The organism is Spirosoma horti, assembly GCF_054776595.1.
Genome location: NZ_BAAHBQ010000004.1, coordinates 301,654 through 325,881 on the forward strand (window position 1 = coordinate 301,654; position 24,228 = coordinate 325,881).

The 24,228-nt window shown below is 48.9% G+C and carries 23 protein-coding genes; 12 read left to right on the forward strand and 11 right to left on the reverse strand.

Going from position 1 to position 24,228, the window contains the following annotated elements; translation table 11 throughout:
- Positions 1–8: 8 nt before the first annotated feature.
- Positions 9–704 (reverse strand): RDD family protein, encoded by a 696-nt coding sequence (locus ACYVAM_RS12805; protein WP_461067528.1) that lies wholly within the window; start codon positions 702–704, stop codon positions 9–11.
- Positions 705–874: 170 nt separating this feature from the next.
- Here ACYVAM_RS12805 and ACYVAM_RS12810 point away from each other — a divergent pair, with 170 nt between their 5' ends.
- The 8 genes from ACYVAM_RS12810 to ACYVAM_RS12845 all read left to right on the forward strand — a co-directional run bounded on the left by ACYVAM_RS12810 (position 875) and on the right by ACYVAM_RS12845 (position 9,303).
- Positions 875–1,819, forward strand: coding sequence for a stage II sporulation protein M (locus tag ACYVAM_RS12810; RefSeq protein WP_461067530.1), 945 nt, complete (start codon positions 875–877; stop codon positions 1,817–1,819).
- Entirely contained in the window at positions 1,816–2,706 is an 891-nt protein-coding gene (locus ACYVAM_RS12815; protein ID WP_461067532.1) for a hypothetical protein, read from the forward strand. The genes ACYVAM_RS12810 and ACYVAM_RS12815 overlap by 4 nt, the downstream gene beginning before the upstream one ends.
- Positions 2,690–3,484 (forward strand): DUF4129 domain-containing protein, encoded by a 795-nt coding sequence (locus ACYVAM_RS12820; RefSeq protein WP_461067534.1) that lies wholly within the window; start codon positions 2,690–2,692, stop codon positions 3,482–3,484. The genes ACYVAM_RS12815 and ACYVAM_RS12820 overlap by 17 nt, the downstream gene beginning before the upstream one ends.
- Before the next feature lie 30 nt (positions 3,485–3,514).
- The gene (locus ACYVAM_RS12825; protein WP_461067536.1) at positions 3,515–4,699 is read left to right on the forward strand and encodes a DUF4350 domain-containing protein; all 1,185 of its coding nucleotides are present in this window, start codon (positions 3,515–3,517) and stop codon (positions 4,697–4,699) included.
- A 116-nt stretch (positions 4,700–4,815) separates the two neighbouring features.
- Positions 4,816–5,790: an AAA family ATPase gene (locus ACYVAM_RS12830; protein WP_461067538.1), complete on the forward strand. Its 975-nt coding sequence runs from the start codon at positions 4,816–4,818 to the stop codon at positions 5,788–5,790.
- A gap of 74 nt (positions 5,791–5,864) precedes the next feature.
- Positions 5,865–7,139: a hypothetical protein gene (locus tag ACYVAM_RS12835; protein ID WP_461067540.1), complete on the forward strand. Its 1,275-nt coding sequence runs from the start codon at positions 5,865–5,867 to the stop codon at positions 7,137–7,139.
- Positions 7,136–7,954 (forward strand): tetratricopeptide repeat protein, encoded by an 819-nt coding sequence (locus tag ACYVAM_RS12840; protein ID WP_461067542.1) that lies wholly within the window; start codon positions 7,136–7,138, stop codon positions 7,952–7,954. The genes ACYVAM_RS12835 and ACYVAM_RS12840 overlap by 4 nt, the downstream gene beginning before the upstream one ends.
- Positions 7,951–9,303 carry a DUF58 domain-containing protein gene (locus ACYVAM_RS12845; RefSeq protein WP_461067544.1) on the forward strand — a complete coding sequence of 451 codons (1,353 nt, stop codon included), beginning with the start codon at positions 7,951–7,953 and terminating at the stop codon, positions 9,301–9,303. The genes ACYVAM_RS12840 and ACYVAM_RS12845 overlap by 4 nt, the downstream gene beginning before the upstream one ends.
- Before the next feature lie 6 nt (positions 9,304–9,309).
- On the opposite strand, the gene ACYVAM_RS12850 is transcribed toward ACYVAM_RS12845, so the two are convergent.
- The 4 genes from ACYVAM_RS12850 to ACYVAM_RS12865 all read right to left on the reverse strand — a co-directional run bounded on the left by ACYVAM_RS12850 (position 9,310) and on the right by ACYVAM_RS12865 (position 12,964).
- Positions 9,310–9,531, reverse strand: a complete 222-nt coding sequence (locus tag ACYVAM_RS12850) for a hypothetical protein (protein ID WP_461067546.1) — start codon at positions 9,529–9,531, stop codon at positions 9,310–9,312.
- 128 nt (positions 9,532–9,659) lie between these two features.
- Positions 9,660–10,517: a twin-arginine translocase subunit TatC gene (gene tatC, locus ACYVAM_RS12855; RefSeq protein WP_461067548.1), complete on the reverse strand. Its 858-nt coding sequence runs from the start codon at positions 10,515–10,517 to the stop codon at positions 9,660–9,662.
- A 110-nt stretch (positions 10,518–10,627) separates the two neighbouring features.
- The gene (locus tag ACYVAM_RS12860; protein WP_461067550.1) at positions 10,628–11,917 is read right to left on the reverse strand and encodes a serine hydroxymethyltransferase; all 1,290 of its coding nucleotides are present in this window, start codon (positions 11,915–11,917) and stop codon (positions 10,628–10,630) included.
- 174 nt (positions 11,918–12,091) lie between these two features.
- Complete coding sequence (locus tag ACYVAM_RS12865) at positions 12,092–12,964, reverse strand: AraC family transcriptional regulator (protein ID WP_461067552.1); 873 nt, start codon at positions 12,962–12,964, stop codon at positions 12,092–12,094.
- A gap of 142 nt (positions 12,965–13,106) precedes the next feature.
- On the opposite strand from ACYVAM_RS12865, the gene ACYVAM_RS12870 reads away from it, so the two are divergent.
- Positions 13,107–13,940, forward strand: coding sequence for a phytanoyl-CoA dioxygenase family protein (locus ACYVAM_RS12870; protein ID WP_461067554.1), 834 nt, complete (start codon positions 13,107–13,109; stop codon positions 13,938–13,940).
- Between the two features lie 131 nt (positions 13,941–14,071).
- A complete protein-coding gene (locus ACYVAM_RS12875) occupies positions 14,072–16,162 on the forward strand; it encodes a protein-disulfide reductase DsbD family protein (RefSeq protein WP_461067556.1) in 2,091 nt (696 codons plus the stop codon).
- Between the two features lie 238 nt (positions 16,163–16,400).
- Here the strand turns inward: ACYVAM_RS12875 and ACYVAM_RS12880 are convergent, their stop codons facing one another.
- Positions 16,401–17,426 carry a fatty acid desaturase gene (locus ACYVAM_RS12880; protein ID WP_461067558.1) on the reverse strand — a complete coding sequence of 342 codons (1,026 nt, stop codon included), beginning with the start codon at positions 17,424–17,426 and terminating at the stop codon, positions 16,401–16,403.
- Positions 17,427–17,637: 211 nt separating this feature from the next.
- On the reverse strand, positions 17,638–18,330 hold the full coding sequence (locus tag ACYVAM_RS12885; protein ID WP_461067560.1) for a porin family protein: 693 nt from the start codon (positions 18,328–18,330) through the stop codon (positions 17,638–17,640).
- Between the two features lie 282 nt (positions 18,331–18,612).
- Between ACYVAM_RS12885 and ACYVAM_RS12890 the strand changes: the two genes are divergently transcribed.
- Complete coding sequence (locus ACYVAM_RS12890; RefSeq protein ID WP_461067562.1) at positions 18,613–19,416, forward strand: lysophospholipid acyltransferase family protein; 804 nt, start codon at positions 18,613–18,615, stop codon at positions 19,414–19,416.
- A gap of 88 nt (positions 19,417–19,504) precedes the next feature.
- On the opposite strand, the gene ACYVAM_RS12895 is transcribed toward ACYVAM_RS12890, so the two are convergent.
- From ACYVAM_RS12895 to ACYVAM_RS12910, 4 genes are all read right to left on the reverse strand, one after another.
- A complete protein-coding gene (locus tag ACYVAM_RS12895) occupies positions 19,505–20,926 on the reverse strand; it encodes an inorganic phosphate transporter (RefSeq protein WP_461067564.1) in 1,422 nt (473 codons plus the stop codon).
- A 178-nt stretch (positions 20,927–21,104) separates the two neighbouring features.
- A complete protein-coding gene (gene rlmN, locus ACYVAM_RS12900) occupies positions 21,105–22,151 on the reverse strand; it encodes a dual-specificity RNA methyltransferase RlmN (protein WP_461067566.1) in 1,047 nt (348 codons plus the stop codon).
- A 70-nt stretch (positions 22,152–22,221) separates the two neighbouring features.
- Complete coding sequence (locus tag ACYVAM_RS12905; protein ID WP_461067568.1) at positions 22,222–22,749, reverse strand: CvpA family protein; 528 nt, start codon at positions 22,747–22,749, stop codon at positions 22,222–22,224.
- A gap of 100 nt (positions 22,750–22,849) precedes the next feature.
- Entirely contained in the window at positions 22,850–23,302 is a 453-nt protein-coding gene (locus ACYVAM_RS12910) for a GatB/YqeY domain-containing protein (RefSeq protein ID WP_461067570.1), read from the reverse strand.
- Between the two features lie 126 nt (positions 23,303–23,428).
- Between ACYVAM_RS12910 and ACYVAM_RS12915 the strand changes: the two genes are divergently transcribed.
- The gene (locus ACYVAM_RS12915; RefSeq protein ID WP_461067572.1) at positions 23,429–24,172 is read left to right on the forward strand and encodes a pyridoxine 5'-phosphate synthase; all 744 of its coding nucleotides are present in this window, start codon (positions 23,429–23,431) and stop codon (positions 24,170–24,172) included.
- The last annotated feature ends 56 nt before the right edge of the window (positions 24,173–24,228 follow it).

Genomic DNA, 24,228 nt, shown 5'->3' on the forward strand with positions numbered 1-24,228 from the left:
AAACCGCGCTATTGTGTTGTTATAAACTGATAATCGCTGATAACCGTTTCGAGAAAGACCCGATCCGACAAATCGCTCTGCACACCGGTCACCTGTTTAATTTTATCGGCGGTTCGTCCAATTACCCATTCGTCGCCCTGGCGAAGCGTTTGGCGGATGATGCCCACGTCGCGGTCTGAAAGCAGTCGTACATCAGGGAACTGTACTACGTAATTCTCGGGTAGCGGCCGAATCAGCACATCGTCTAACGAAACGGCTGGCTTCAGTTTTACGACCGTCGTTCCGGCAGCAATATCACCTAGCCGCTGGCCTTTGCCGTTTGCTGCCACGGTAATAATCGGGACAACTCCACCCAGAAAGGCGACCGACTCAACAATCCGTAATAACCACCGGATCAGATAAGCCCCCAGGCCGGGCTGCGAGCCATCCAGCATAACGACGCGGATACCCATGGCAATTTTACCAAGGCTACGCCCATTCAGAAACCATTCGGACAACAGGTCATAAACTACAATCGGAAAGAGCGCGACGAAGACATAAAATGTACCCGGCGTTACGTTCAGCCGGGCCGGAATACCGAATACGAGTAGTGCCCATCCGAAAATGACCAGGTAATCCAGCATGGCCGCCAGAATCCGGTCGCCAACGCTCGCTGGTTCGTAGGCTACTGAAACGTTTTGGGAAGTGCGGATTGTAACAGACATGCGTATAAATCAAAACGGAACCGCCCTGCGGCTAAACGCCAAAAGTCGTAAGTACGGCATTGAGGTCAAAATATTTACGGTAAAAGAGACTTAAGTCTTTCTAAAAACAGAATTTTACCTCAACTTAACATACTTTACCACGATTTTCCGATGTGCATCGGCCTATTCTTATGCGCGAAGCTCTTTTCGTTAAACGCAATACGGACAAATGGCGCGATATGGAGCAGAATCCAACACGTGACCCCGATGAACTGACGGCCCGTTTTGTGGAACTGACCGACGACCTGTCGTATGCTCAAACATTTTACCCCGATTCGAATGTAACGCGTTACCTCAACGGCTTGGCCGCTCAAATGCACCGGGGCCTTATGCAAAACCGGCGCGACGACCGAAGCCGATTTACCTCCTTCTGGATGTATGAGCTGCCTATGCTTTTCCGGCAGTCGCACCGATTGCTGGCCGTATCGGCGGGTATTTTTCTGGCAGCTGGTATTTTGGGATGGGTATCGGCGGCCCACGATAATACGTTCGTACAGCTCATTTTGGGCGACCGATACGTGAACATGACGCTCGAAAACATCAAAAAAGGCGACCCGCTGGGTGTCTATAACAGCAGCGGTCAATCGACGATGTTTGTCCAGATCACGCTGAACAATATTTACGTCGCGTTCCGAACCTTCATATTCGGGTTGTTTGCGTCGTTTGGGACCATGGCGATGCTGTTTTACAACGGCGTCATGCTGGGCGCTTTTCAGTATTTCTTTTACGAGCGCGGATTACTCCTCGACTCAATTCTTAAGATCTGGATTCACGGAACACTCGAAATATCCGCTATTATCATTGCCGGTTGCGCGGGCCTGACGGTTGGCAATAGCCTCTTGTTTCCGGGAACCTACTCACGGTTAACGTCCTTCAAGCGGGGGGTTAAACAAGGGCTTAAAATTGCTATTGGCCTTGTCCCTGTGTTTATTATGGCGGGATTTCTGGAAAGTTTCGTAACCCGATTAACGCTGCCGCCCCTGGTCAGCGGTGGCATCATCCTGACGTCGGCGGCCTTCATTATCTGGTATTTTATTCTGTATCCTATATCCCTAAACCGCAATCGACAACCATGATTCAACTTTTCGAACAACGCGATTTTGGCAACAAAATCAACGCGACTTTCCAGTATATCATCCAGAACATGCGTACTCTGGGCATGGCGCTCATTTACATTGTGGGGCCGGTAGCCTTGGTGGCGGGTATTGCTACCGGTGTTATGCAATCGGATATGCTTCAGTTTGCCCGAAACTCCGGCGAAATGAATAGCCAGAACCCAATGGCAGTCTTTCAGTTGATGACTAAATTCATATCGCCTACTTTCTGGCTCGCGATGTTCTTTAGTCTTTTGGCGAACGTGGCCGTTATTGTGACGACCTATGCCCACATGAGAATTTACGACCGAACCAAGAGCAACATCATTTCTGTGGCCGACGTTTGGGCGGAAGTGCAACCGATGATTGGGCGAGCCATCATTATTTCGATCCTTAACTCAATTATTATCGGTATCGGGTTTGTGTTTTTGTTCATTCCGGGCCTTTATGTGGCGGTTGTCCTGTCTCTGTCCCTGGCGGTTACGGCTTTCGAAGGTACCGATTTCGGCACGACATGGTCTCGTTGTTTTCAGCTTATTCGGGATAAATGGTGGTCTACGTTCGGGCTGATTGTGGTTATGGGCATCATTGTGGGCGTTGTTGGCCTTCTGTTCGCCGTACCCGCTAGCGTAATTGCCTTTCTGACAGGCGCCAAAATGCTGCCTGACATTTCGGTGGCATGGCTCATTCTGGGCAACGTCATAAATCTGGTGGGCCGTACGTTACTCAATGTCATCCTATACACCGCTATTGGATTTCAATACACCAACCTGGTTGAACGGCAGGAGGGCCGGGGCCTGATTTCGGCTATCGACTCCATCGGTACATCACCAACTCAGCCTCGAGCAACGGATGAAGGAGGGTATTAATGTACGGGGCATCCTGTCTGGTTTACGGGTAAAAGGCCCAGGGCGGTCTTGCGTGGCTGTTGGTTGGCTATGCCTGTTGCTCCTTGGTTCACCTGTGGCGTTGGCACAGTCGACCGATACGACCAGGGCGGTCAGTACACGCGATGATCGAACTCCGCTACGGGTACGCTATCCCGACAAAGACCACCTGCGCGATCTGCAGACCGATCATGATTATCAGTATGGAAATGACGCCCCTCCGCCCGAAAATCCGCTTGCGCGGCTTTGGGCCTGGTTTCTCCGAAAACTTGGCGCTTTTCTGTCGAGCAAAGCCTATGAAAACGTTTGGCAGTACGTGATTCTGATTGTCATCGCCGGAGGAGCCATCTACCTGCTCCTGAAGGCCGAAGTGTTGACGTTTCTCTTTCCTAAAAAAGCGCAATCAGCAGGTCTAGACTATGAAAATCTGGCCGAGGATATTCACGAAATTGATTTTGATACGGCAATCGAGGAGGCTATCAGTCAACGAAACTTCCGGGTGGCCGTACGGCTTCTGTACCTCAGAACGATCAAGCAACTGACCGATGCTGGCCGTATTGCGTACAAGCCCGAAAAAACCAACCGCCAGTATGTTTATGAACTGGCGAACTCACCACTTCAGGCTGATTTTGAGCGCCTGACGAGCCAGTTCGAATTCGTATGGTATGGCGATTTCCCGGTCGATGAAGCGCAGTTTGCTTCCTTACGAGCGGCCTTTCTTGCGTTCAATAAATCGGGGCAACGACAACCTACAACCTAAGCAGAGGCCGGTAATCCGGCACCACCCATTTTGCGAAAACCAAATAAATACCTGCTCATCCTTCTTGTCACGATAACGGTCTATGTACTTTTCGAGTACTACCGTCCGAAACCGATTGACTGGAAGGCGACCTATGAGAACGACGATAAAATCCCGTTTGGCACACAGGCTTTGTATGAACTACTGCCGGATGTCATGCAACCGTCGACGATCAAAACGGTTCGTTTGCCGGTCTACACGCTGTTGACAGAGAGCCCATTACCGACTCCCAGTAATTACATAGCGGTCTGTCAGGCATTCGATGCGGATAAAAATGACCTGAAGCAACTCCTGGCTTATGTTGCCCGTGGCAATAATGCGTTTATTTCGGCTTATGAGATTCCCGATTCGCTGGGGGTGGCCCTTGGCTTTAAAGCAGAGGTGAAGGATGAGTCGAAAGCGGATTCCACACTACGGCAGAACTTCGTCAATCCATCGTTGCACAAAACGACAGGCTATAATTTTTTTCATGACGATGGCCGTAACTACTTAAAAATCAAGCAACCTGCTCAGATTACGGTTTTGGGTCGCAATGCCAGAAAAGAACCTACTTTTATTCGTATCAACTACGGGAAAGGGCAATTCTTCATTCATAACCTGCCGCTGGCTTTTACGAATTACTACGTGCTGGACCAGAAAACGGCTGATTATGCGTTTAAAGCGCTCGCTTATCTACCCGCCCAGCCAACCTATTGGGACGAGTATCAGAAACAGGGTCGGTTCAACGAAGATGAGCAGTCTATTTTCCGGTATATTCGCTCCCAGCCAGCCCTTAACTGGGCTTATTATATAGTTGCGTTTGGCTTGATAGTTTACGCGATTTTTGCCGGCAAGCGAACGCAGCGGATCATTCCGGTTGTCGAGCCCCCAACGAATACGTCGCTGGAGTTTGTGCAAACCATTGGCCGTATGTACTTTCAGCAGGGAGACCATGAAAACATCGCCCGTAAGAAAATTCAGTATTTCCTGGCTGACCTTCGCGAACGATACGGACTGAACACAACCATCTTAGATAAAGAATTCACCGAAACTCTGGCCCGTAAAAGTGGCGCACCCCTGGATGAAACGGCTGATTTAGTACGACTTCTGCGCGACGCCCAGAAAAGTATATCCTTATCGGAATTTGATTTGATTACCCTGAACCGGGCAATGGAAAACTTTAAACAAGCTATCTGAACCTGGATTTATGTGATTTATCTGACGGACTATGGTTTTGCTTTCACAGAGAGCAAACTGATCTAAAAGTCATAGTTCATCAAAAAAATCATAAAATCCCGATTCAGGCAACCTTTATGGACTCATTACAAACTCGCTTAGATCTTAGCTCGCTCACGACTGCCGTTGATGCCATCCGCGCCGAGGTCGGAAAGGTCATTGTTGGACAGCATCAGACGGTTGATTTATTACTGACAGCGTTGCTCGCCGACGGCCATGTGCTTATTGAAGGTGTGCCGGGTGTTGCCAAAACTCTCACCGCTAAACTACTCGCCAAAACCATGTCGGTGGGCTTTAGCCGGATTCAGTTCACCCCCGACCTAATGCCTTCTGACGTATTGGGCAACTCGGTCTTCACCCCGAAAACCGGAGATTTTATCTTTAGACACGGCCCCATCTTCTCCAATCTGGTCCTGATCGACGAAATAAACCGGGCTCCGGCCAAAACCCAGGCGGCTCTGTTTGAAGTTATGGAGGAACGGCAGGTAACCAATGATGGGACAACGTATCCGCTCGATGAACCCTTTATGGTGCTGGCCACCCAAAATCCAATTGAGCAGGAAGGAACCTATCGACTACCCGAAGCACAACTGGATCGGTTCCTGTTTAAAATCATCGTTGGTTATCCTACAGCCAGTGAAGAGGTCGATATCCTACGGGGAAACCACCAACGGCGAAATCTGGCCGATGCACTCGACGCCGTTAGCGCCGTTCTCACTGCCGACCAGTTGGCAACGTTACGTGGATTGGTACACCAGGTTCATGTTGAAGACAAGCTGTTCGACTATATCGCTCAGATTGTGCAGGCTACCCGGGCTAGCAAATCGCTTTATCTGGGTGCGTCGCCCCGCGCGTCGGTGGCGCTGCTCAATAGTGCCAAAGCCCTGGCTACGCTCCGAGGACGCGATTTTATCACACCCGAAGACGTGCAGGAACTAGCTCCTTCGGTGCTCCGCCACCGCGTACTGCTCACGCCCGAGCGAGAAATGGAAGGGGGGACCGCCGATGAGGTCGTTAGCCAACTGGTGCAAAAAATTGAGGTGCCCCGATAAAATATGAACTATGGCTAAATGACTCTCTGAGATACGGATACGGGGTAACTGGCGCAGAAAAAAACTATATACCAATGAAGCGAGTAAAGACCTTATTGGTTGACTACTTCCTGTACGCTTACAGGCACCCGCACGTCAGCAACACTTGGCCTGCCGGAAAGGTGACTGTGTGGGTACTGCAAGTCGTGTATGGTATACGCTTTACGCAACACCGGGTTGAAACCCGGCGCAATGCAGTAATTAGATTATCTACGCCGGGTTTCAATCCGGTGTTGCGTAAGTTCTATGTTATTCTCCTTTTTATTCTTTCTGCACCCTGGCTTCATGCGCAGTCGCCCAGTCGTGAGCAGTTGATCGGTACCTGGATTGGCGTTCACGCTGAGTGGGAAGCTGATTTTTTCTGTCCACTGCCAACGTACATTCGGTTGGATACCGACGGGGCTTACCAGCTTGGGATGGTCGATAATTCGGCACAGCCGTTCGTTTCAACCTGGGCTATTGAGGGCGATACAGTGCGTCTGGATACCATTCATTATGCATCCCGATTGGTCAATATCCAGGGCGATCTGCTTCGGATCGGCATACTATATCCAATGGTATTTCGGAAGCTCAACCCTATTCCAATCGATTCAGCCAGTACGTATCAACAATTGAAAGGACGAGTATGGCAATCAGATAACCTGACATTTAGCTTCTATACAAATGGTCAGGTTAGTGTAGAAAATACAGCGACGAAAAAGAAAACGGCTCATTTCTGGCAGGTAATGCGGTTCGGGCCATCGGCGTTTCTGGTTATTCGAGGGAACCAATACAATAAGGATGGAGACTTTAAACCGCTTTGGCAAATTGCTACGCTGCGGTCAAACCAGATGCAGGCCATTGGCTGGAATGGATGTACCGTAACGACAGAAACATTTCGGTTAATTCAGGACATACCACCGGGTGATGTGTGTCGGCCCAGCGAGTTTCAACCTTGCTCTAATTGTTTCTCTCGGACGTGGCACACAAGGTCAATTAGCAGTCCCTCAAAACGGTATGACCTTACGCAGTTGATCAAAAAATACTACCAGCCGGTTCATCAGGCTGGCCAGTCGGGCCTGGTCCGGGTTCGTTTCGTTGTTAACTGCGAAGGCAAACAGGGGCCGTTTGACTTGAGTGGATTTGATGAAGATTACTGTCCTAAACCATTTGATAGCCGAATTACGAATCAATTGCGAGCCATTTGTCTGAACCATGTCGGAACTGACCCGGCCTTACGCCAGTCCCAACCGACGGACGCTTCACACGATGTTTCCCTTGTGGTTACGTTCCGGCTTAAAGATGGCCTTATAACCGACGTTCTGCCATGAAGCCTGTTTTCGTTCTCTGTCTTTTGCTTCGTATAGCCGCTTTTGCTCAGTCTGGCGAACAATATGTAAGGTCGGCGGCATTTATGCTGGCCAATAACCGACGTCCTGAACCGGCTTTTTCGGGCGTGACAAGACAACAGAAAAGCCATCTTGACACGTTATCAGCCTCTGCTCAGAATTATCGCGCCCGTGCCTTTCATCATCTCTGGCAATATGATTATGAAGAAGCCACGTTGTGGTTGGAGAAAACGGGCGCTCGTTATTCAAAAGAACAGGGTATGGTCGGAGAAGTTTACCTTAGATCGTTAAAGGATTACCCGCGGGCGCTCCAGCATCTTGATGCCTATGATGCGCTGACGCCCAATTTCGATGACATGATCAGCCACAACCCGGTCAGTTATATGCGAGGACTGGCCTATCGAGGCCTTAATAACCACCCAAAAGCAATTGAGCAGTTTTGCATCGCCATCGACTCGCTATCCCAAAAGCACGGTGCCGAATGGGTAAACTACAAGCATTTCGTTAGCAGGGCAGTGAGTTATATGGCCACCGGACAGCCTGAAAAAGCACTAACTGATCTGGCGCAGGCCGGCAAAAACTTCACCCGAAGTGCACTTGTCGCTTATTATAAGGGACGTGCACTTTTACAATTGGGCCGCACAACCGAAGCCCGGACCGCTTTTCAGGATGCGTCTTTTTTCGTTAAAGCCCTGCGCGCCGAACGGACTGGCGACTATCAGGAAGATGATTTTAACCCGATTTATGAGGAAGAAATCGACGAGGCCATTAATCAGCTAAAAACCCCAACCCATTGACATTTTTTCGCCCCCTTTTCGTCGCTACCCGTTTGTGGTTTACACTCGCCGGACTTGTGTTGTTGTTTGTGGCGGCCTACGCGTTTCCACTTTTGTTTCCGCTGGTACGAGTCGCCTTTGTGGTATTCATTATTCTGACTGGATTAGACGCCTGGCTTCTGTTTCGACACCAGGCCCGAACTGGTGTCTTTGCCCGTCGTGACGTGCCTGATCGGCTGTCGAACGGCGACGAAAACCCGATCACGATTTACCTCGAAAATCAATATCCTTTTCAGACCCATGTAGAAGTGATCGACGAAATTCCGTTCCAGTTCCAACGGCGGGATGTCCTGTTTAAAGCCAGCCTGAACCCGCGCGAAACACGGGCTATTCGCTATGAGCTTCGGCCAACCCGACGGGGTGAATACAGTTTTGGTGCCGTCAACGTTTTTGCCTTATCGCCCCTGGGCTTATTAAAACGGCGCTTTCAATTCGAGCAGGGAAAAATGGTGGCCGTGTATCCATCGTATTTACAAATGCGGCAATATGAGCTTCTGGCGGCTACCAACCGGCTGAACGAAGTGGGTGTAAAGCGGATCCGACGACTCGGCCATAGTATGGAATTTGAGCAGGTTCGCCCGTATGCCACCGGCGATGATGTCAGAACGATCAACTGGAAAGCAACTTCCCGTCGGAGTGATGCCCAGGGAACATCGTTGATGATTAATGCGTACCAGGACGAACGCTCGCAACCCGTTTATTGCCTGATCGATAAAGGTCGCGTGATGCAATCGCCCTTCGATGGCCTGACCTTACTGGATTATGCCATTAACGCCAGTCTGGTATTGAGCAACATTGCGCTTCTGAAACAGGACCGGGCCGGTATTCTGACTTTTTCCAACCAGGTAGGGCAACTTCTTCCCGCCGACCGACGTACGGGTCATATGCTCCGGATTCTGGAACTGCTATACCGCCAGAAAACCCGATTCCTAGAAACGGATTATGAAAGTCTCTATGCTAGCGTCAGGACACACATTCGCCAGCGAAGCCTATTGTTGCTGTTCACCAATTTTGAAACGGTGAATGCCATGCACCGGCAGTTGCCCTATCTGCGTCGGTTAGCCAAAGACCACCTGCTTTTAGTTATCTTCTTTGAGAATACGGAGCTACGCAGCTTACTCGACCAGCCTGCCGCAGATACCGAGCAGATCTACCTTAAGACCATTGGCGAAAAATTCACGTTCGAGAAGAAACAGATTGTGAAAGAGTTAGCGCAGTATGGCATTCAAACCATTTTAACGGCCCCGCAGAACCTGACCGCGAATACCGTTAATAAATATCTGGAGCTGAAAGCGCGGGGAATGATTTGAGGCTATCTAATTATCGCCCAGATTGCCTTTGACTGACTCATAATTAGACTTTAGCCGCCCCATCTCTTTCGCCAGAAATGCCTGCAGCTGACGGTTAAATTCTTCTTTTTCCGAGTCAGGTAAAGACGCATACATGTCTTTCAATTCCTGATTGATGGCCGCCCGCTCGGCATCGGTAGCCGCATTGATAGAGCGGTAATGGTATTTTTTAAAATCGTACTGTGTCATTTTTAAACCTAATTATTCGGGCAGATCCGCCAATCGAGCCATCCGCTTTTTAGTAAAGATACACGTATCAGCCACAAAGAAAAAGGCCCTTTCGGTTAAAAAGGGCCTCTTCAACAGGTGGTGTACTACTATATTTTATCCAGTTCGGCCCGGGCTTTTATCCGTGCTTTTTCAATGCGCCCCGACACGATGATACTCACTTCATAGAGTAACGTCAGCGGCAAAGCGACCAGCACCTGGCTATAAATATCGGGCGATGGCGTGATGATACCCGCTACAACGAGAATCACGATCCAGGCGTGTTTGCGGTATTCGCGCATGTACTTTGGTGTCAGAACGCCTACTTTCGATAAGACATATGCCACCATCGGCATCTGGAAAATCAGTGCACAACCCAGAGAGAGTGTGACAAGAATGCCGATGTACGACGTAATGTCGAACTGGTTCTTAATTTCAGGCGTAATCTGGAAGTTTGCCAGAAAGTTGATGGCTAAAGGAGAAACGATAAAGTAGCCAAACAGCAATCCCATCAAAAAGAGAAGGGAAACAAAAAATACAGCGCCCCGAGCGGCTTCCTTTTCTACGGAACGCAGACCAGGCTTAATGAACCGCCATATTTCCCAGAACGTGTACGGAAAGGCAAAGCACAGACCAATAATAGCCGACGAAGTCATGGCCATGGTGAACTGATCGGATACGCCAAGGGACTGCAATTCGAAATTGAGTTTTTTTACGCACAAATCAGCGTAACCCGTGGTGTCAGCTAGCTTACACATCATTCGATACGTCCAGAAATCGGGGTTTTTGGGGCCCAGAATGACAACTCTGAAAATATCGTCAATGAAAACAAAGGCAATGATCGCAAACAGGAAGATAGACCCCACGGCCCGGATAATGTGCCAGCGGAGTTCTTCCAGATGGTCCAGAAAGGACATTTCCTTGCCTTCGGACTCGATTTCTTCGTCAGTCAGTTGATCTAGTGGCATTGATGTAAAGAGCGAAAAATTGTAAGAGTGAAAGAGCGAAAACAGCTAAGTAACGTGAGTTTGTAGGCACTCTTTCGCTCTTACAATTTTCGCCCTTTCGCCTTTAATGGTTAACTTTTATAGAGTGGAAATGCTTTCATCCACTCGTTGATTTCTTCTTTAACGGTTGCCAATGTGGCCGCGTCATCATGATTCATAAGCACCTTGTCGATATATACGACGATTTGCTCCATGTCCGATTCTTTCAGACCACGCGTTGTCATTGCCGCCGTGCCAACCCGCATGCCCGAAGTAACCATCGGCGATTTATCGTCGAAGGGAACCATGTTCTTGTTGATCGTGATATCCGCTTTAATAAGCGTATTTTCGGCTAATTTACCCGTCAGCCCTTTGGAACGCAGATCAATCAACATCAGGTGATTATCTGTACCCCCCGAAATAATTTCATACCCCCGGCTCAGGAAGGCATTGGCCATAGCCTGGGCATTGGCTTTTACCTGCACCGCATAGTCATAAAAATCGTCGCTCAGCGCTTCTCCGAACGCAACAGCTTTGGCCGCAATAATATGCTCTAGTGGGCCACCCTGTGTACCCGGAAATACGCCCGAATCCAACAGCGACGACATAGTTCGTGTTTCACCCTTCACGGTTTTAATACCGAATGGGTTTTCGAAATCATTCCGCATCATAATGATGCCTCCTCGTGTGCCCCGCAGCGTTTTGTGCGTGGTTGTAGTAACGATGTGCGCATGAGCCAGTGGATCATTCAATAAACCTTTGGCAATCAAACCGGCCGGGTGCGATACGTCGGCCAGCAGAAGTGCGCCAATTTCGTCGGCAATGGCCCGTAAACGGGCATAATTCCAATCACGGCTGTAGGCAGATGCCCCACAGATAAGTAATTTAGGCCGCTCACGTTTAGCGGTTTCTTCAACGACATCGTAGTTGATGACACCGGTTTCCCGTTCTACCCCGTAGAACGTGGGACGGAAATATTTCCCTGAAATATTGACCGACGAACCGTGGGTCAAGTGCCCGCCATGCGACAGGTCGAAGCCCAGAATGGTATCGCCAGGCTGTAAACAGGCCAGAAATACGGCCGTATTTGCATTGGCACCTGAGTGCGGCTGCACGTTGACCCAGCTAGCTCCGAAGAGTTCTTTGGCCCGGTCAATAGCAATTTGCTCAACCTGATCAACCACTTCGCAACCGCCATAATACCGTTTGCCGGGAAGCCCTTCGGCATATTTGTTGGTCAGAACGCTGCCAGCCGCTTCCATAACGGCAGGTGATACGAAATTTTCGGAAGCGATTAATTCAATACCCGACTCCTGCCGGTGCTGTTCTTTGGCAATAAGGTCAAATACCTGCGTATCGCGGGTGGTGGTGGCGGTCGTCATGCTACGAGCGTTTTTGTATTCGGTTATTTTTGTTCCTGGCTGCTGCCTTTGCGAACTGACAAACAACCAACTCATTAAACCACAAAGGTACGGCAGAAAATGGTAGGATTTGGAAGATTTTGGAGGCTATCCTATACGATCAGACTAACATTATACACTATAATTTTACAGGCATTACCCTTTTCCTCTTGCCAACGCCTGGTATTGAAATGGAGTTATGCCCGTACTTAACTTAAATTGCCTGTGAAAATGGGAATTATTGTTATATCCGCACTCCAGACCTACCTGTCCAATACTCATATCCGCATTGGTGAGTAGCTTGCGCGCGTGCCCAATGCGCAGTTCGTTGAGGTATTCGATAAATGTTTTTCGGGTACGATTCTTAAAGTATCGACAAAAAGCGGCCGGGGCCATACCCGCAATAGACGCAATCTGCTCGACCCTGACTTCTTCCCGAAAATGGCGTAACACAAACTCCAGCACTCGCTTCATCCGCTCGGTTTCGGCAACACCCGGCGCTAGCTGATATCCGTCGCTTGCCAGTAATTGGGCATTCTGGTCGGTCACCAACTCATTTAAGATAGCCAGCAAGCTCAGCAGTTGCGTTAGCCCCGTCTGCAGTGGCAATTGCGCCATCCTGTCAGCAACTGTTTGGCTCATTTCCAGACTAAACCGAAGTCCATACCGGGCGCGTTCAAGTAGTTCTCGCACCATGGCCGCTTCAGGTATCGATGCAAGTCCCCGTTCGGTAAATGAAGCCGGAAACTGCACTACAATCGATTCGGCCGGATACATGGAATCAGGCTGGTAAAATTCGTCATCATTCCGCCAAAAATGAGGCAGATCAGGGCCAAGCAACACTAAATCGCCTTGTTGAAACGGTTCTACATGGTCGCCAACAAACCGTCGGCCATGGCTCTTGACAATGTACGTCAGTTCATATTCTGGATGATAATGCCAGGGAGCGTCAAAATAGAGTAGCTCAAACCGGCGAACCAGCAGTGAACTCTGCTCATTGAACATTACTTTCTCGAAAAGGGCCTTCATAAGAAGTCTTATTTTAACACACTTGGTGGAGGTACGATGATATATGGGTCAAAAATAAACAGGAATCTGTAAAATCTATATTGACAGGTCCAGCATCTACGGCTTACTTTTGTTTCATAAATTATGTCTAAACGATTCCTCAATGGAAGCTACACTTGATCGGGAATTAGTAATTGATGAATTAAATACCCCTTATACCGTCGGGCATGAAGCAATTGCCTCCTATCGTGAGAAAGGTTACATCAAATTGAAAGATGTACTTAGTCCGGCCGTGCTTACCTATTATGGCACCATCATCACCGATTTGGTTTTCAAGCTCAATACACTGATCAAGCCGATGGAAGAACGCACTACCTACGAGCGGGCGTTTCTTCAAATTATGAACTTATGGCGTGAAGACGACCAAGCGAAGGAGTTCGTTTTTTCCAAACGGCTTGCCAAAATCGCCACCGATCTGATGGGTGTGAAGGGCGTTCGCATTTACCATGATCAGGCGTTATACAAAGAGCCATCGGGCGGCATCACGCCCTGGCATGCCGACCAGTTTTACTGGCCGTTGGCATCGCCCAATACCATTACGGTTTGGATCCCGCTCCAGGCGACACCCATGGAAATGGGCCCGCTGGCTTTCGCCGAAGGCAGCCAACATGTTGAAATCGGGCGCAATATGGAGATCAGTGACGCCAGCGAGAAGATTCTTGCCGACGCCTTACGGCAGCAGAATTTTCCGATGCACGATATGCCGTTCGACCTTGGCGAAGTGAGTTACCATGCTGGCTGGACATTCCACCGGGCAGGCCCCAATGTTTCCGACCAGCCTCGCAAGGTGATGACAATGATTTATATGGACATGGATCAAGTTATTATGCCACCACGCAACAAATTTCAGGTGGCTGACCACGTCAAGTGGCTCAACAACGTTCCGGTCGGCAGCCATCCACAAGATGAACTGAATCCTATTTTATTCAGCTATTAATAAACCGCATTCGTATATCTAATAAGAAACCCCGGTCAATCCCGGGGTTTTCTTTTATAGTTAGCTGAGAAATGGAAATATTTTCGTTCAATTGCTGTTCACCTACCAAACCATCACTTACCCAAAGCGGTATGAAATCAATTAGTACGCTCGTTGTGTGGCTGTTACTACCCCTCACTACGTTTGCTCAAATCATTAAACCAGTCTCCTGGACCTACAAATCAACCAAGTCTTCGGCTAAAATCGGTGATATTGTTGAGGTTCGTTTTACCGCCAACATCAAGAATGGGTATCATATTTATTCTTCAGACGTAAATCCAAAAATTGATGGTCCTCTGCCAACGGTCATTAAGTTTACGGCGAATAAAACGTATGAACTGGTTGGAAAAATAAAGCCGGTCAGTAAGGTAGAAACCAAGTTCGAGGAGGTATTTGAAGGGGATACGTACCTTATGCACGGTCCTGCCCAGTTTTCTCAACGAATCAAAATCTTAACGGATAAGCCTGTCATTGAGGGAAATATCGACTATCAAGTCTGTACGGATAGTGATGGACAGTGTATTCCCGGGAATGACGATTTTGCCATAACGGGCTTGCTTGTAGATGGGTCAACAGCCACCCCGGCCGTTGCAGCCTCTTCCCCAAATGCGACATCGACCATTACGCAGCCAACATCCGAAACGGCCGTTTCGGGCACGACGCCAGAACCAGCCGTAGCCACTACCGAAGCAACTGCACCAATAACTGCAACCAGCACTGCCACGGCTAATAAACCAGACGTTGTTGTCGATGAAACGGCCAAAGCAGCCGACGGGTCGTTATTGAGCTTCATGCTGGCCGCTTTTCTGTCGGGCCTGGTTGCGCTGCTCACGCCCTGTGTGTTTCCGATTATTCCGGCTACGGTTAGCTTCTTTACAAACCAGCAGGGCGGCCAATGGAAAGCGCTTCTGTATGGCTTTTTTATCATCGGTATCTACGTGCTCATTGGCACGGTAGTGTCGCGGTTCAACGGCCCTGCATTTGCCAATTTCGTTAGTACGCACTGGCTGCCAAACATCCTGTTTTTTGCGATCTTCTTCATTTTTGGTCTCTCCTTTTTAGGACTTTTCGAAATTGTTTTGCCCAATTCGCTCATCAACCAGGCCGACGCTAAATCGGAACAGGGTGGTATTGCCGGGATTTTCTTTATGGCCTTTACGCTTGTGCTCGTGTCTTTTTCCTGCACAGGACCCATTGTTGGGAGTTTGCTGGTTGCCTCAGCCGGGGGCGAAGTGATTAAACCCATTTTAGGCATGGCAGCCTTTTCGTCGGCCTTCGCTATCCCGTTTACGTTGTTTGCGGCTTTTCCACAATGGCTAAAAAGCTTGCCCCGTTCGGGTGGATGGCTCAATTCAGTAAAAGTGGTATTGGGTTTTCTGGAACTGGCGCTGGCACTGAAATTCCTGAGTATTGCTGACCAGGTGTACCATTGGGGCCTGCTCGACCGCGAAGTATTTTTGTCACTCTGGATCGTTATTTTCGCGTTGATCGGCTTTTATTTCCTGGGTAAAATTCGGTTGCCTCATGATAGCGAAACCAAATTCATCAGTGTTCAGAAACTGCTGTTAGCCATCGCTACCCTGTCGTTTGTGGTCTATATGATTCCTGGCCTTTGGGGCGCTCCGTTGAAAGCCCTGTCTGGCTACCTGCCTCCCGAAACATCGCAGGATTTCAACCTGAACAATCAGACATTGGCGGCTCCATCCGCGAACAGCCTGACCGAGACGCCAAAATATGGCGATCTATTTCGCCTGCCCCGTGGCTTACAAGGCTTTTTCGACTATAAACAAGCGTTGGCCTACGCAAAAAAAGTGAATAAGCCTGTTTTTATTGATTTCACGGGACATGGTTGCGTAAACTGCCGCGAAATGGAGGCCCGTGTCTGGTCCGATCCGGCGGTAATGTCACGCTTGCAGAACGACTTTGTCATTTTAGCCCTCTATGTTGACGACAAGACCGAATTGCCCGAAGCAGAATGGTACACGTCCACATACGATCAGAAAGTTAAGAAGAGTATTGGCGCTCAAAACGCCGACTTGCAGATCACCAAATTCAATAACAACGCTCAGCCGCACTACTGCCTGGTTAACACTGACGGTAAACTGCTTGTACCACCCAAAAATTACGACCGGGACGTTGCGCATTTCGTCGCGTTTCTGGACTCTGGCAAGGCGAAATTTTAGAAAAGCCCGTATTAGTTAAAGCTTTTCCGTGGTCACGTGAACGCTACAGCCGTCAGGTTAAGGCAAACAGAATAGATTGAAGCTATATCTGTAGTCCTTGTCCTTACGGATCACGGATACGAAACAAATCACATTCTAGTTATTGGTTTGGCTAGTCGATTCTAAAACGTGGCCTAATCAACAAAAATACCCGCCAGACGCTGGCGGGTATTTTTGTTGATTAATACGATAAAACGGCCTAAACAGTCGTCTCAACATGTACTGCCTGAGCCTGTACCAATTCCATGTCTGGTTTCGATTGATCGGTTACGCTTACACGGCCGCGCTCTTTGCGAACGATGCGCGAGAAAAGCGAAATCTCCTGATCGAACAGGAAGCGGAAGAATAGCTTCACAAACGATGTATGGTATTTCAACGTGTCATAATATTCCGGAGCGCTTTTCTTGATCTCGGGCAATTTATTCCAGGGAATAGACGGGAAATCGTGGTGCTCATTATGAAAACCTACATTCAGATTAGGACCGTTAAGCGGACCGTAATAGCTATAGGTTTCCTGTTCAGGATCGAGGGTTAGAAAATGCTCCTGAATCCAGCGGGCGCCCAGTGGGTGAAAACCGACGGAGAAGAACAAACAAAGGCCCATAAAAGCCAATGCCTTCCAGCCGAAAAATACGACGATTAATACGTCGAAGGTTAGCTGAACCGCAAAATTCAACATTACCCATTTGTCAAAAACGGCTAATTCTTTCATCCGGAGTGTGCGAACACCCTGAAAAAGTGGGAACAGCAACAACCAGATGGCCTTGCCGATAGCGTAGTTCTTGATCAATTTAGCCTCATACCAGTCGGGCAAATCGGCATCCAGTTCATGAACGCCCTGAAAGGCATGGTGTTTAATATGGAAGCTTTTGAACGTTAGGGCCGTAGGAAATACGGTTGGCAGATTGGCCAGAATACCCGTCAACATGTTAGCTTCCGGCTTCCGGAAGATCAGGTTGTGGGCCGCTTCGTGAATGCAGACAAACAGGGTATGAGCCGGAAAGGCACCAATAAACCAAGCCGTTGCCACAACGATCCACCACGATTGATCCCGTACTAGATAAGCCAGACCAGTCATCAGAACAACACAGCCTAGGGTAACCCAAAACGTGGTTGGGTTCTTTTGCCCAATCAGTTTTTTGATTTCAGGATGCGATTTTAGGATTTGTCGGGTACGAATGCGATGAGGCTCGGAAGCGGTCGAACGAACAAAATCAGTTTGCATTGTCATAAATTGGGTGTCGCCAATACAGATTCGGTAAATAACGAGAAGTAAAATTAACACAATTCCAGATTGAATCCCTACTTATGCAACCAAAATTCCCTTATTTTAACGGTATTCTCATACCAAACAAGAAAGGCGAAGTCAACAGACTCCGCCTTTACTGATTCAGGTTGATTCAATGGAAATTATGTAGGAATGGTAGAATTAGTTTTTAATAACCTATTGGAAACGAGTAGCCCAGCGATAGAGCCACGCCCCGATTCCGAACATTGACGTTGACAACGGGCACCTGCACCTGCCGGGTAAAGCCCTGGGTATAGCGGCCTTCAATGAAGAACTTGCCCGTGCCAGCATCCATCGACAGACCCAGTCCCCCAACGGCACCCACATCCCAACGACTCATCATACCGCCATAGTTAACGTCTACATCAAACGGACGGGTCGTAACCAGCGCCGATGCCCGGGTACGGATGCGGCCATCGAAGGCATAGCTTACGGCAGGACCAGCAATTAAGTAAGGTTGCACTGCGCCATCGGTCAAATTGACTTTAAACAATAGCGGTATTTCGATGTGTTGTGACTGGTAAGCAATCGTTGCGCCAAGCGGAAGGGTAAAACCGCCCACATTAAGGTCAAAGCCCTGTTTTATCGCTACGCCTTTTTGAACATACGCCACTTCGGGACGGAACGATACGCGCTCGCTCAGGGGAATATCCAGGAACAAAGCACCGGTCGGTCCTACGGATGAGTGAAAGTTGGGAGTCAGGCTACCCAGGTAATCTGGTTTGGAAGCAAAACCCCAGTTGGCCCCGCCCCGGATACCGATCTGGACCTGAGCAAAAGACGTTTGAGTAGCAAATACGCCAAACAGGGCGATGATACCGGCAAGCACAATTCGTTTCATGGCTGTATAGAAAAACTGATGAGAAAAAGGTAAACCTGAACTTGATTGTGTACACTGTCGGCTATAAGCTTTCTGTTTTAGTGGCGAATTTGACGGTTAGAGAGCCTGGTTGGGTAAAGGATTAATGTAAGTCATAAATTTTTTGAATCTTTTTTTGAGGGCGATTAGCGCGGGTAACTCTGTTAAGTGTTTTCCTTTGTGAATGAGCCAGTTGCACTTTTTATTGAAAACATTCTAGTAGCCTCGTAACTTTACCAGTTACGTGCGACCCCTAACCTACCAATGAAGTATATAAAGCCTACTAAATTTAGCTATCTGCCAAATTTTTTGATGCCATTGGACATCCTCGGTCTATTCGAGTGTGACCCCTTTGGCAATTCACTGGTTGTCAGGCGAATGATTATTGGACTGGTGGGTTGGCTGACCTACGCCCGATACACGGTGGTGAACCGAATTCAAATACAGGGCACTGAAAACCTGGAGAATCTGCCCATAAACAACGTCTTGTTTCTGTCGAATCACCAGACCTATTTTGCCGATGTCATTGCCTTCTTCCACATCTTTTGCGCAGTTAAGTGGGGATTTCAGAACACGTTACTGCCGCCCGTGTATTTACTCGGCCCCAGAGCGCGGCAGTATTATGTGGCGGCTTCGGAAACGATGAAGAAAGGAATTGTCCCGCGCGTTTTTGCTGCGGGTGGGGCGCTCACTATCGAACGCTCCTGGCGCGCGGAAGGGCGTGAAGTGCAGCGGGCCGTTGATAATACGGCAAATGAAAAAATTGCGAAAGCCCTGGCCCATGGCTGGGTCGTTAGTTTCCCGCAGGGCACAACAACACCCTATGCGCCCGTTCGGAAAGGGACCGGCCATCTAATCAAGAACAACGAACCCATTGTGGTGCCTGTTGTCATTAATGGGTTTCGACGAGCCTTCGATAAGAAAGGATTGCGGTTTAAAAAGCGGAACACGCTTCTTACGGTTCAGTTTAAGGCACCTCTTCAATTTGGACCCGATGATACGGTTGACGACATCGTGGCCAAAGTTCGCCATGCCATCGAGCAGGATGCGCCGGAGTGGGTTGAGTAGGATGGTTTACGGTTTGTGGTTGGCTAACGCACAATTGTTGCTTTCGCGTCAGCCAACCACAAACCGTAAACCTCAAACTGTAAACTAATTACAAAAGCCAGCGGAAGAAAATATAGAGGGTGAAGGACAGCAGTACCGACACGGGCAGGGTCAGTACCCAGGCTAATGCAATATTTCTAATCGTTCCTGCCTGTAGATTTTTAACCCCTTTGTTAGCCACCATGCTACCTGCAATACCGGACGATAGCACGTGCGTTGTACTAACGGGCAATTTCAGGCCGGACGCCAGTCCGATCATCAGCGCAGCGACCAGTTCAGCCGAGGCTCCCTGTGCGTAGGTCAGATGTTGTTTGCCGATCTTCTCCCCTACCGTTACCACGATCCGACGCCAGCCGATCATGGTACCAAGCCCCAGCGATAGGGCGATCATCAGAATTACCCAAAGAGGTGCATAATCGGTAAAACGGCGCAAGCCACCTTCTTCACCTAGATTCTTGTTCAACTGGGCTACCTGACTGGCGCTTAAATTCGACCCTTCGTCTTCAACAATCTTTTTTACGTTGCTATTGATCAGCAACAAATCACTGCGGACTTCAAGCCGTTTCTCATTTGGAATCCGGTTGTCAACGAGTGGGCCGTTCACTAAGCCGCTTAACTCAGCAAGCTCTGCATTCGTCCGCACCAGACGGGCACGATTCGCCGACGACAAATGGGTTGAGTCAAGCGATCCCATCGTTTGTTGAATCGTCGTGATGTTTGTCTTCATCAGGCGCGGATCAAGGTCGGCTTTAACCGCAAAATGATACGGCACAATACCAATCAGAATCAGCATAATCAGACCGACCCCTTTTTGCCCATCGTTGCTGCCATGAAAGAAACTCACCAGTGAGCAGGTTGCAATCAGTATAGACCGAATCCAGGTAGGCGGCTCTGTATTTTTCTTGGGCTCTTTGAACAACTGGTCTTTAGCTTCTTCAGGTACAGATCGGCGTAGAATGAACATCAGCACGATGGCCAGACTAAAACCGAGTAAGGGCGACAGTAGCAGGGCATAGCCCGTTTCGATGGCCTTCTCCCAGTTGACAGCAGCCCCGGTCTTATTTTCGGGCATGGTAGCAAACGCTAGTCCGACACCCAGAATAGACCCAATCAGGGTGTGTGAGCTTGAGCTGGGCAAGCCAAAATACCACGTGCCGAGGTTCCAGATGATGGCACTTAGTAACAGGGCCAGCACCATAGCCACGCTATGATACACATTCTGATCGACCAGCAGTTCGACGGGGAGCAGATTGACAATCCCCATAGCGACCCCGATTCCGCCTAGCAGAACACCGGTAAAATTGCAAATTCCTGACCACACAACGGCGTACGTCGGCTTCAGCGAATTGGTATAAATAACCGTGGCAACGGCATTGGCCGTATCATGAAAACCATTGACAAACTCAAAAGCGCAGGCAGCGAAGAGGCTGATAAATAGGAGGATAAAAACATCCGTTTCTAATCCAAACATAAGCGGAGTATCTTCAGTAATGAAGCGAACGGTGGGTCCGTAAGCTAATGATTGCCACAAAAGTACGTGAAACTGGGCACAGCCGTATTACCAAATTGTTAAGCAACGTAGCACAACTGGAAAGTAGTAAAGCTTCTCGTACTCAAAATAGGCAATTTGATCATCGGCGCCCCTCTTGCTACTTTTTACCGGCCAGTTGCCCACAGGCAGCATCGATGTCTTTGCCACGACTCCGACGGACATTCACCGTTACGCCTTTGTTCTCCAGAAAACCAGCGAATTTATCCAGCGTTTGGGGATCGGTATTTTTAAAATTAGCCTCCGCAATAGGGTTGTATTCAATGATATTTATCTTAGCCGGTACCCGCTTTGTGAACTTCCACAGCTCCTGCGCGTCCTGCAGCGTATCATTGAAATTATAAAAGAGAATATACTCAAACGTGATGCGTGTACCCGTTTTTTTGTAAAAGTAGGTAAGTGCATCCCCTAAAACTTCCAGCGTGTTGCTTTCGTTGATGGGCATAATCTGGTCGCGCTTCAGGTCATTTGCCGCATGGAGCGACAGCGCCAGGTTGAACTTCACCTCATCGTCGCCCAGTTGCCGGATCATCTTGGCGATACCAGCCGTCGATACAGTGATTCGCTTGGGCGACATGCCTAACCCATCGGGCGAGGTGATCCGATCGACCGATTCCAGCACGTTTTTGTAGTTGAGCAAGGGTTCGCCCATGCCCATGTACACGATGTTTGTGAGGGGCGCGTCGTAGTTGTCTTTAGCCTGCCGGTCAATGGCTACCACCTGATCGTAAATTTCGGCCGCATCAAGGTTGCGCTTCCGATCCATATAACCCGTTGCGCAGAACTTACACGTGAGCGAGCACCCAACCTGACTCGATACGCAGGCAGTCATCCGATCTATGTCGTCAGTACGCAGGGCCGGTATCAAAACGCCTTCAACCAGATTCCCATCAAATAGCCGAAAGGACGACTTAATGGTCCCGTCATTACTTTTTTGCTGTTGATCGACGGTCAGGGGCCGAATTTCGAAATGCTCGTTCAGCAGTTCCCGCGTCGGCAGCGACAGGTTGGTCATCTGCTCGAACGAAAGCGCAGACTTTTTCCAGAGCCATTCGTGCACCTGTTTGGCTCGAAATCCCTGTTGATTATTCTTTGTAAACCAGTCTTTTAACTGAACAGCCGTCAGTTTGCGAATATCTTGTTTCATAGCTTTTAAGAGCGGAATCGTAAAGGAGTGAAGGAGCAAAATGGCTATTGGCGCATTTACTGGCGCTCTTTCACTCATTCATGGTTTCGCTCTTTACAATTTCAGTTCGCCACTTCTTCCCGGCGTCTAATCCTTTAGGCACCCAAACAGCGGCCTTGTCCATTACTTTCGGCGCTATTGGCCTGATATACGGATAGATAAGAGCGGTTTCCGTTTGGCGGGCGGGCATTTTGATGCCCATATAGCTGAACAACCAAAGGATGACACTAATTCCAAATACCCACGTAAAAACGCCTACCGTTGCGCCCGCCACGCTATCGAATGTACCTAATACTGAGTACTTAAGCGATCGCCGGATGGCAAAACCCATCTGGTTGATCATCACCACCGTCGGAAAAAATATAATGGAGAAGCCTAGCCAGGGCAAAATTTTACGCGCCAGTTCCCGGCTGATGTAGGGACTAAGCAACTCGATACCGAACGCCAGAAATTTGAACCCGACAATCATTGCTACCACAAACGCAATGACCGCAACGATCTCCACCAGAAGACCTTTTCGGTATCCGTTAAAAGCCCCCCAGGCGAGGGGAACGAGCATTAGTAAATCGAGCGTATTCAATAAAATATTGATTGACAGAATGATTGAGTGATTGAATTAGGGCATATGCCCTAGTTCAATCACTCAATCATTCAAAATTCTATCGTTGTAACAGTTGCTTTACCAGAGCCGAAATTGCCTTGCCGTCGGCCTGGCCAGCTAGCTCTTTGGAAGCTACGCCCATTACTTTTCCTAGATCAGAAGGAACCGATGCACCAAGCCGGGTCATGATCGCCTGTAGTTTTGCTTTCAGTTCATCTTCCGACAATTGCTTGGGCAAATATTGTTCGATAACCGCGATCTCGGCCTCTTCGACGGCCAACAGATCAGCCCGGTTTTGTTGACGATAAATATCGGCCGAGTCTTTCCGCTGCTTCACCGCTTTGGTCAGAATTTTGGTTTCGTCCTCGGGTTTCAGATCGCCGGACTGGCCTTCTTTAGTTTCTTCAAGCAGAATCATGGACTTAACGGCCCGGAGGGCCCGTAGCTTATCCTGATTTTTTGCCAGCATGGCTTGCTTAATATCGGCGTCTATTTGTTGTTTTAACGACATCGGTTCAATGATGAATTAGAAATGATGAATGATGACCACTGGCAGAACGAACCAACTACCTTTCGGCAAAGTTAACAAAACCATATACCGTTATCATTCATCATTTCTAATTCATCATTCCTTCCTGTGACTCGGCTAAGCGTTAACATCAATAAAATTGCCACCATCCGCAATGCGCGGGGCGGCAATAACCCTAATCTTGTCAACGTCGCTCTCGACTGCGAACGCTTCGGTGCCCAGGGAATCACGGTTCATCCGCGCCCCGACGAACGGCACATCCGGTATCAGGATGTGCTGGATTTACACGAAGTAGTAACGACGGAATTCAACATTGAAGGCAACCCGGATGAACGATTTATCGACTTGGTAAAACGGGTAAAGCCAGCCCAGGTCACCCTCGTTCCGGATGCTGTCGACGCCATTACCTCCAATGCAGGTTGGGATACAATTCGCCATGCCGGCCACCTTCGACAGTTGGTCGAGACATTTCAGGCAGACGGCATCCGCGTGTCCATTTTTGTGGATGCCGACGAACGCATGGTTGAAGGGGCTAAAGCCGTTGGTACCGACCGGATCGAATTGTACACCGAACCATATGCGGCTCATTATGCTGAAAACCGTGAGGCCGCCGTTGCTCCTTTCGTCAGGGCTGCCAAACGCGCCCTTGATTTGGGTCTTGGCTTAAACGCAGGGCACGATTTAAGCCTGGAAAACCTGCGCTTTTTCGATGAGCAAGTGCCGGGCTTAGAAGAGGTTTCTATTGGCCATGCGCTCATAAGTGATGCCCTTTATTATGGATTGGAGAATACAATTCAAATGTACCTGCGCTGTCTAAATCGGGATTTATCTGATTCTTCTGATAGACTATGAGTTTACCAGACCACTTTCTGCGAAAGCGAAATCATAGTCTATCAGAAGAATCAGAT

Bases quoted from the DNA above. Each gene is read 5' to 3' on its own strand.
- ACYVAM_RS12805 (WP_461067528.1), bottom strand. From the start codon at position 704: ATGTCTGTTACAATCCGCACTTCCCAAAACGTTTCAGTAGCCTACGAA.
- ACYVAM_RS12810 (WP_461067530.1), top strand. From the start codon at position 875: ATGCGCGAAGCTCTTTTCGTTAAACGCAATACGGACAAATGGCGCGAT.
- ACYVAM_RS12815 (WP_461067532.1), top strand. From the start codon at position 1,816: ATGATTCAACTTTTCGAACAACGCGATTTTGGCAACAAAATCAACGCG.
- ACYVAM_RS12820 (WP_461067534.1), top strand. From the start codon at position 2,690: ATGAAGGAGGGTATTAATGTACGGGGCATCCTGTCTGGTTTACGGGTA.
- ACYVAM_RS12830 (WP_461067538.1), top strand. From the start codon at position 4,816: ATGGACTCATTACAAACTCGCTTAGATCTTAGCTCGCTCACGACTGCC.
- ACYVAM_RS12835 (WP_461067540.1), top strand. From the start codon at position 5,865: ATGAAGCGAGTAAAGACCTTATTGGTTGACTACTTCCTGTACGCTTAC.
- ACYVAM_RS12840 (WP_461067542.1), top strand. From the start codon at position 7,136: ATGAAGCCTGTTTTCGTTCTCTGTCTTTTGCTTCGTATAGCCGCTTTT.
- ACYVAM_RS12850 (WP_461067546.1), bottom strand. From the start codon at position 9,531: ATGACACAGTACGATTTTAAAAAATACCATTACCGCTCTATCAATGCG.
- tatC (WP_461067548.1), bottom strand. From the start codon at position 10,517: ATGCCACTAGATCAACTGACTGACGAAGAAATCGAGTCCGAAGGCAAG.
- ACYVAM_RS12860 (WP_461067550.1), bottom strand. From the start codon at position 11,917: ATGACGACCGCCACCACCACCCGCGATACGCAGGTATTTGACCTTATT.
- ACYVAM_RS12865 (WP_461067552.1), bottom strand. From the start codon at position 12,964: ATGAAGGCCCTTTTCGAGAAAGTAATGTTCAATGAGCAGAGTTCACTG.
- ACYVAM_RS12870 (WP_461067554.1), top strand. From the start codon at position 13,107: ATGGAAGCTACACTTGATCGGGAATTAGTAATTGATGAATTAAATACC.
- ACYVAM_RS12875 (WP_461067556.1), top strand. From the start codon at position 14,072: ATGAAATCAATTAGTACGCTCGTTGTGTGGCTGTTACTACCCCTCACT.
- ACYVAM_RS12880 (WP_461067558.1), bottom strand. From the start codon at position 17,426: ATGCAAACTGATTTTGTTCGTTCGACCGCTTCCGAGCCTCATCGCATT.
- ACYVAM_RS12885 (WP_461067560.1), bottom strand. From the start codon at position 18,330: ATGAAACGAATTGTGCTTGCCGGTATCATCGCCCTGTTTGGCGTATTT.
- ACYVAM_RS12890 (WP_461067562.1), top strand. From the start codon at position 18,613: ATGAAGTATATAAAGCCTACTAAATTTAGCTATCTGCCAAATTTTTTG.
- ACYVAM_RS12895 (WP_461067564.1), bottom strand. From the start codon at position 20,926: ATGTTTGGATTAGAAACGGATGTTTTTATCCTCCTATTTATCAGCCTC.
- rlmN (WP_461067566.1), bottom strand. From the start codon at position 22,151: ATGAAACAAGATATTCGCAAACTGACGGCTGTTCAGTTAAAAGACTGG.
- ACYVAM_RS12905 (WP_461067568.1), bottom strand. From the start codon at position 22,749: ATGCTCGTTCCCCTCGCCTGGGGGGCTTTTAACGGATACCGAAAAGGT.
- ACYVAM_RS12910 (WP_461067570.1), bottom strand. From the start codon at position 23,302: ATGTCGTTAAAACAACAAATAGACGCCGATATTAAGCAAGCCATGCTG.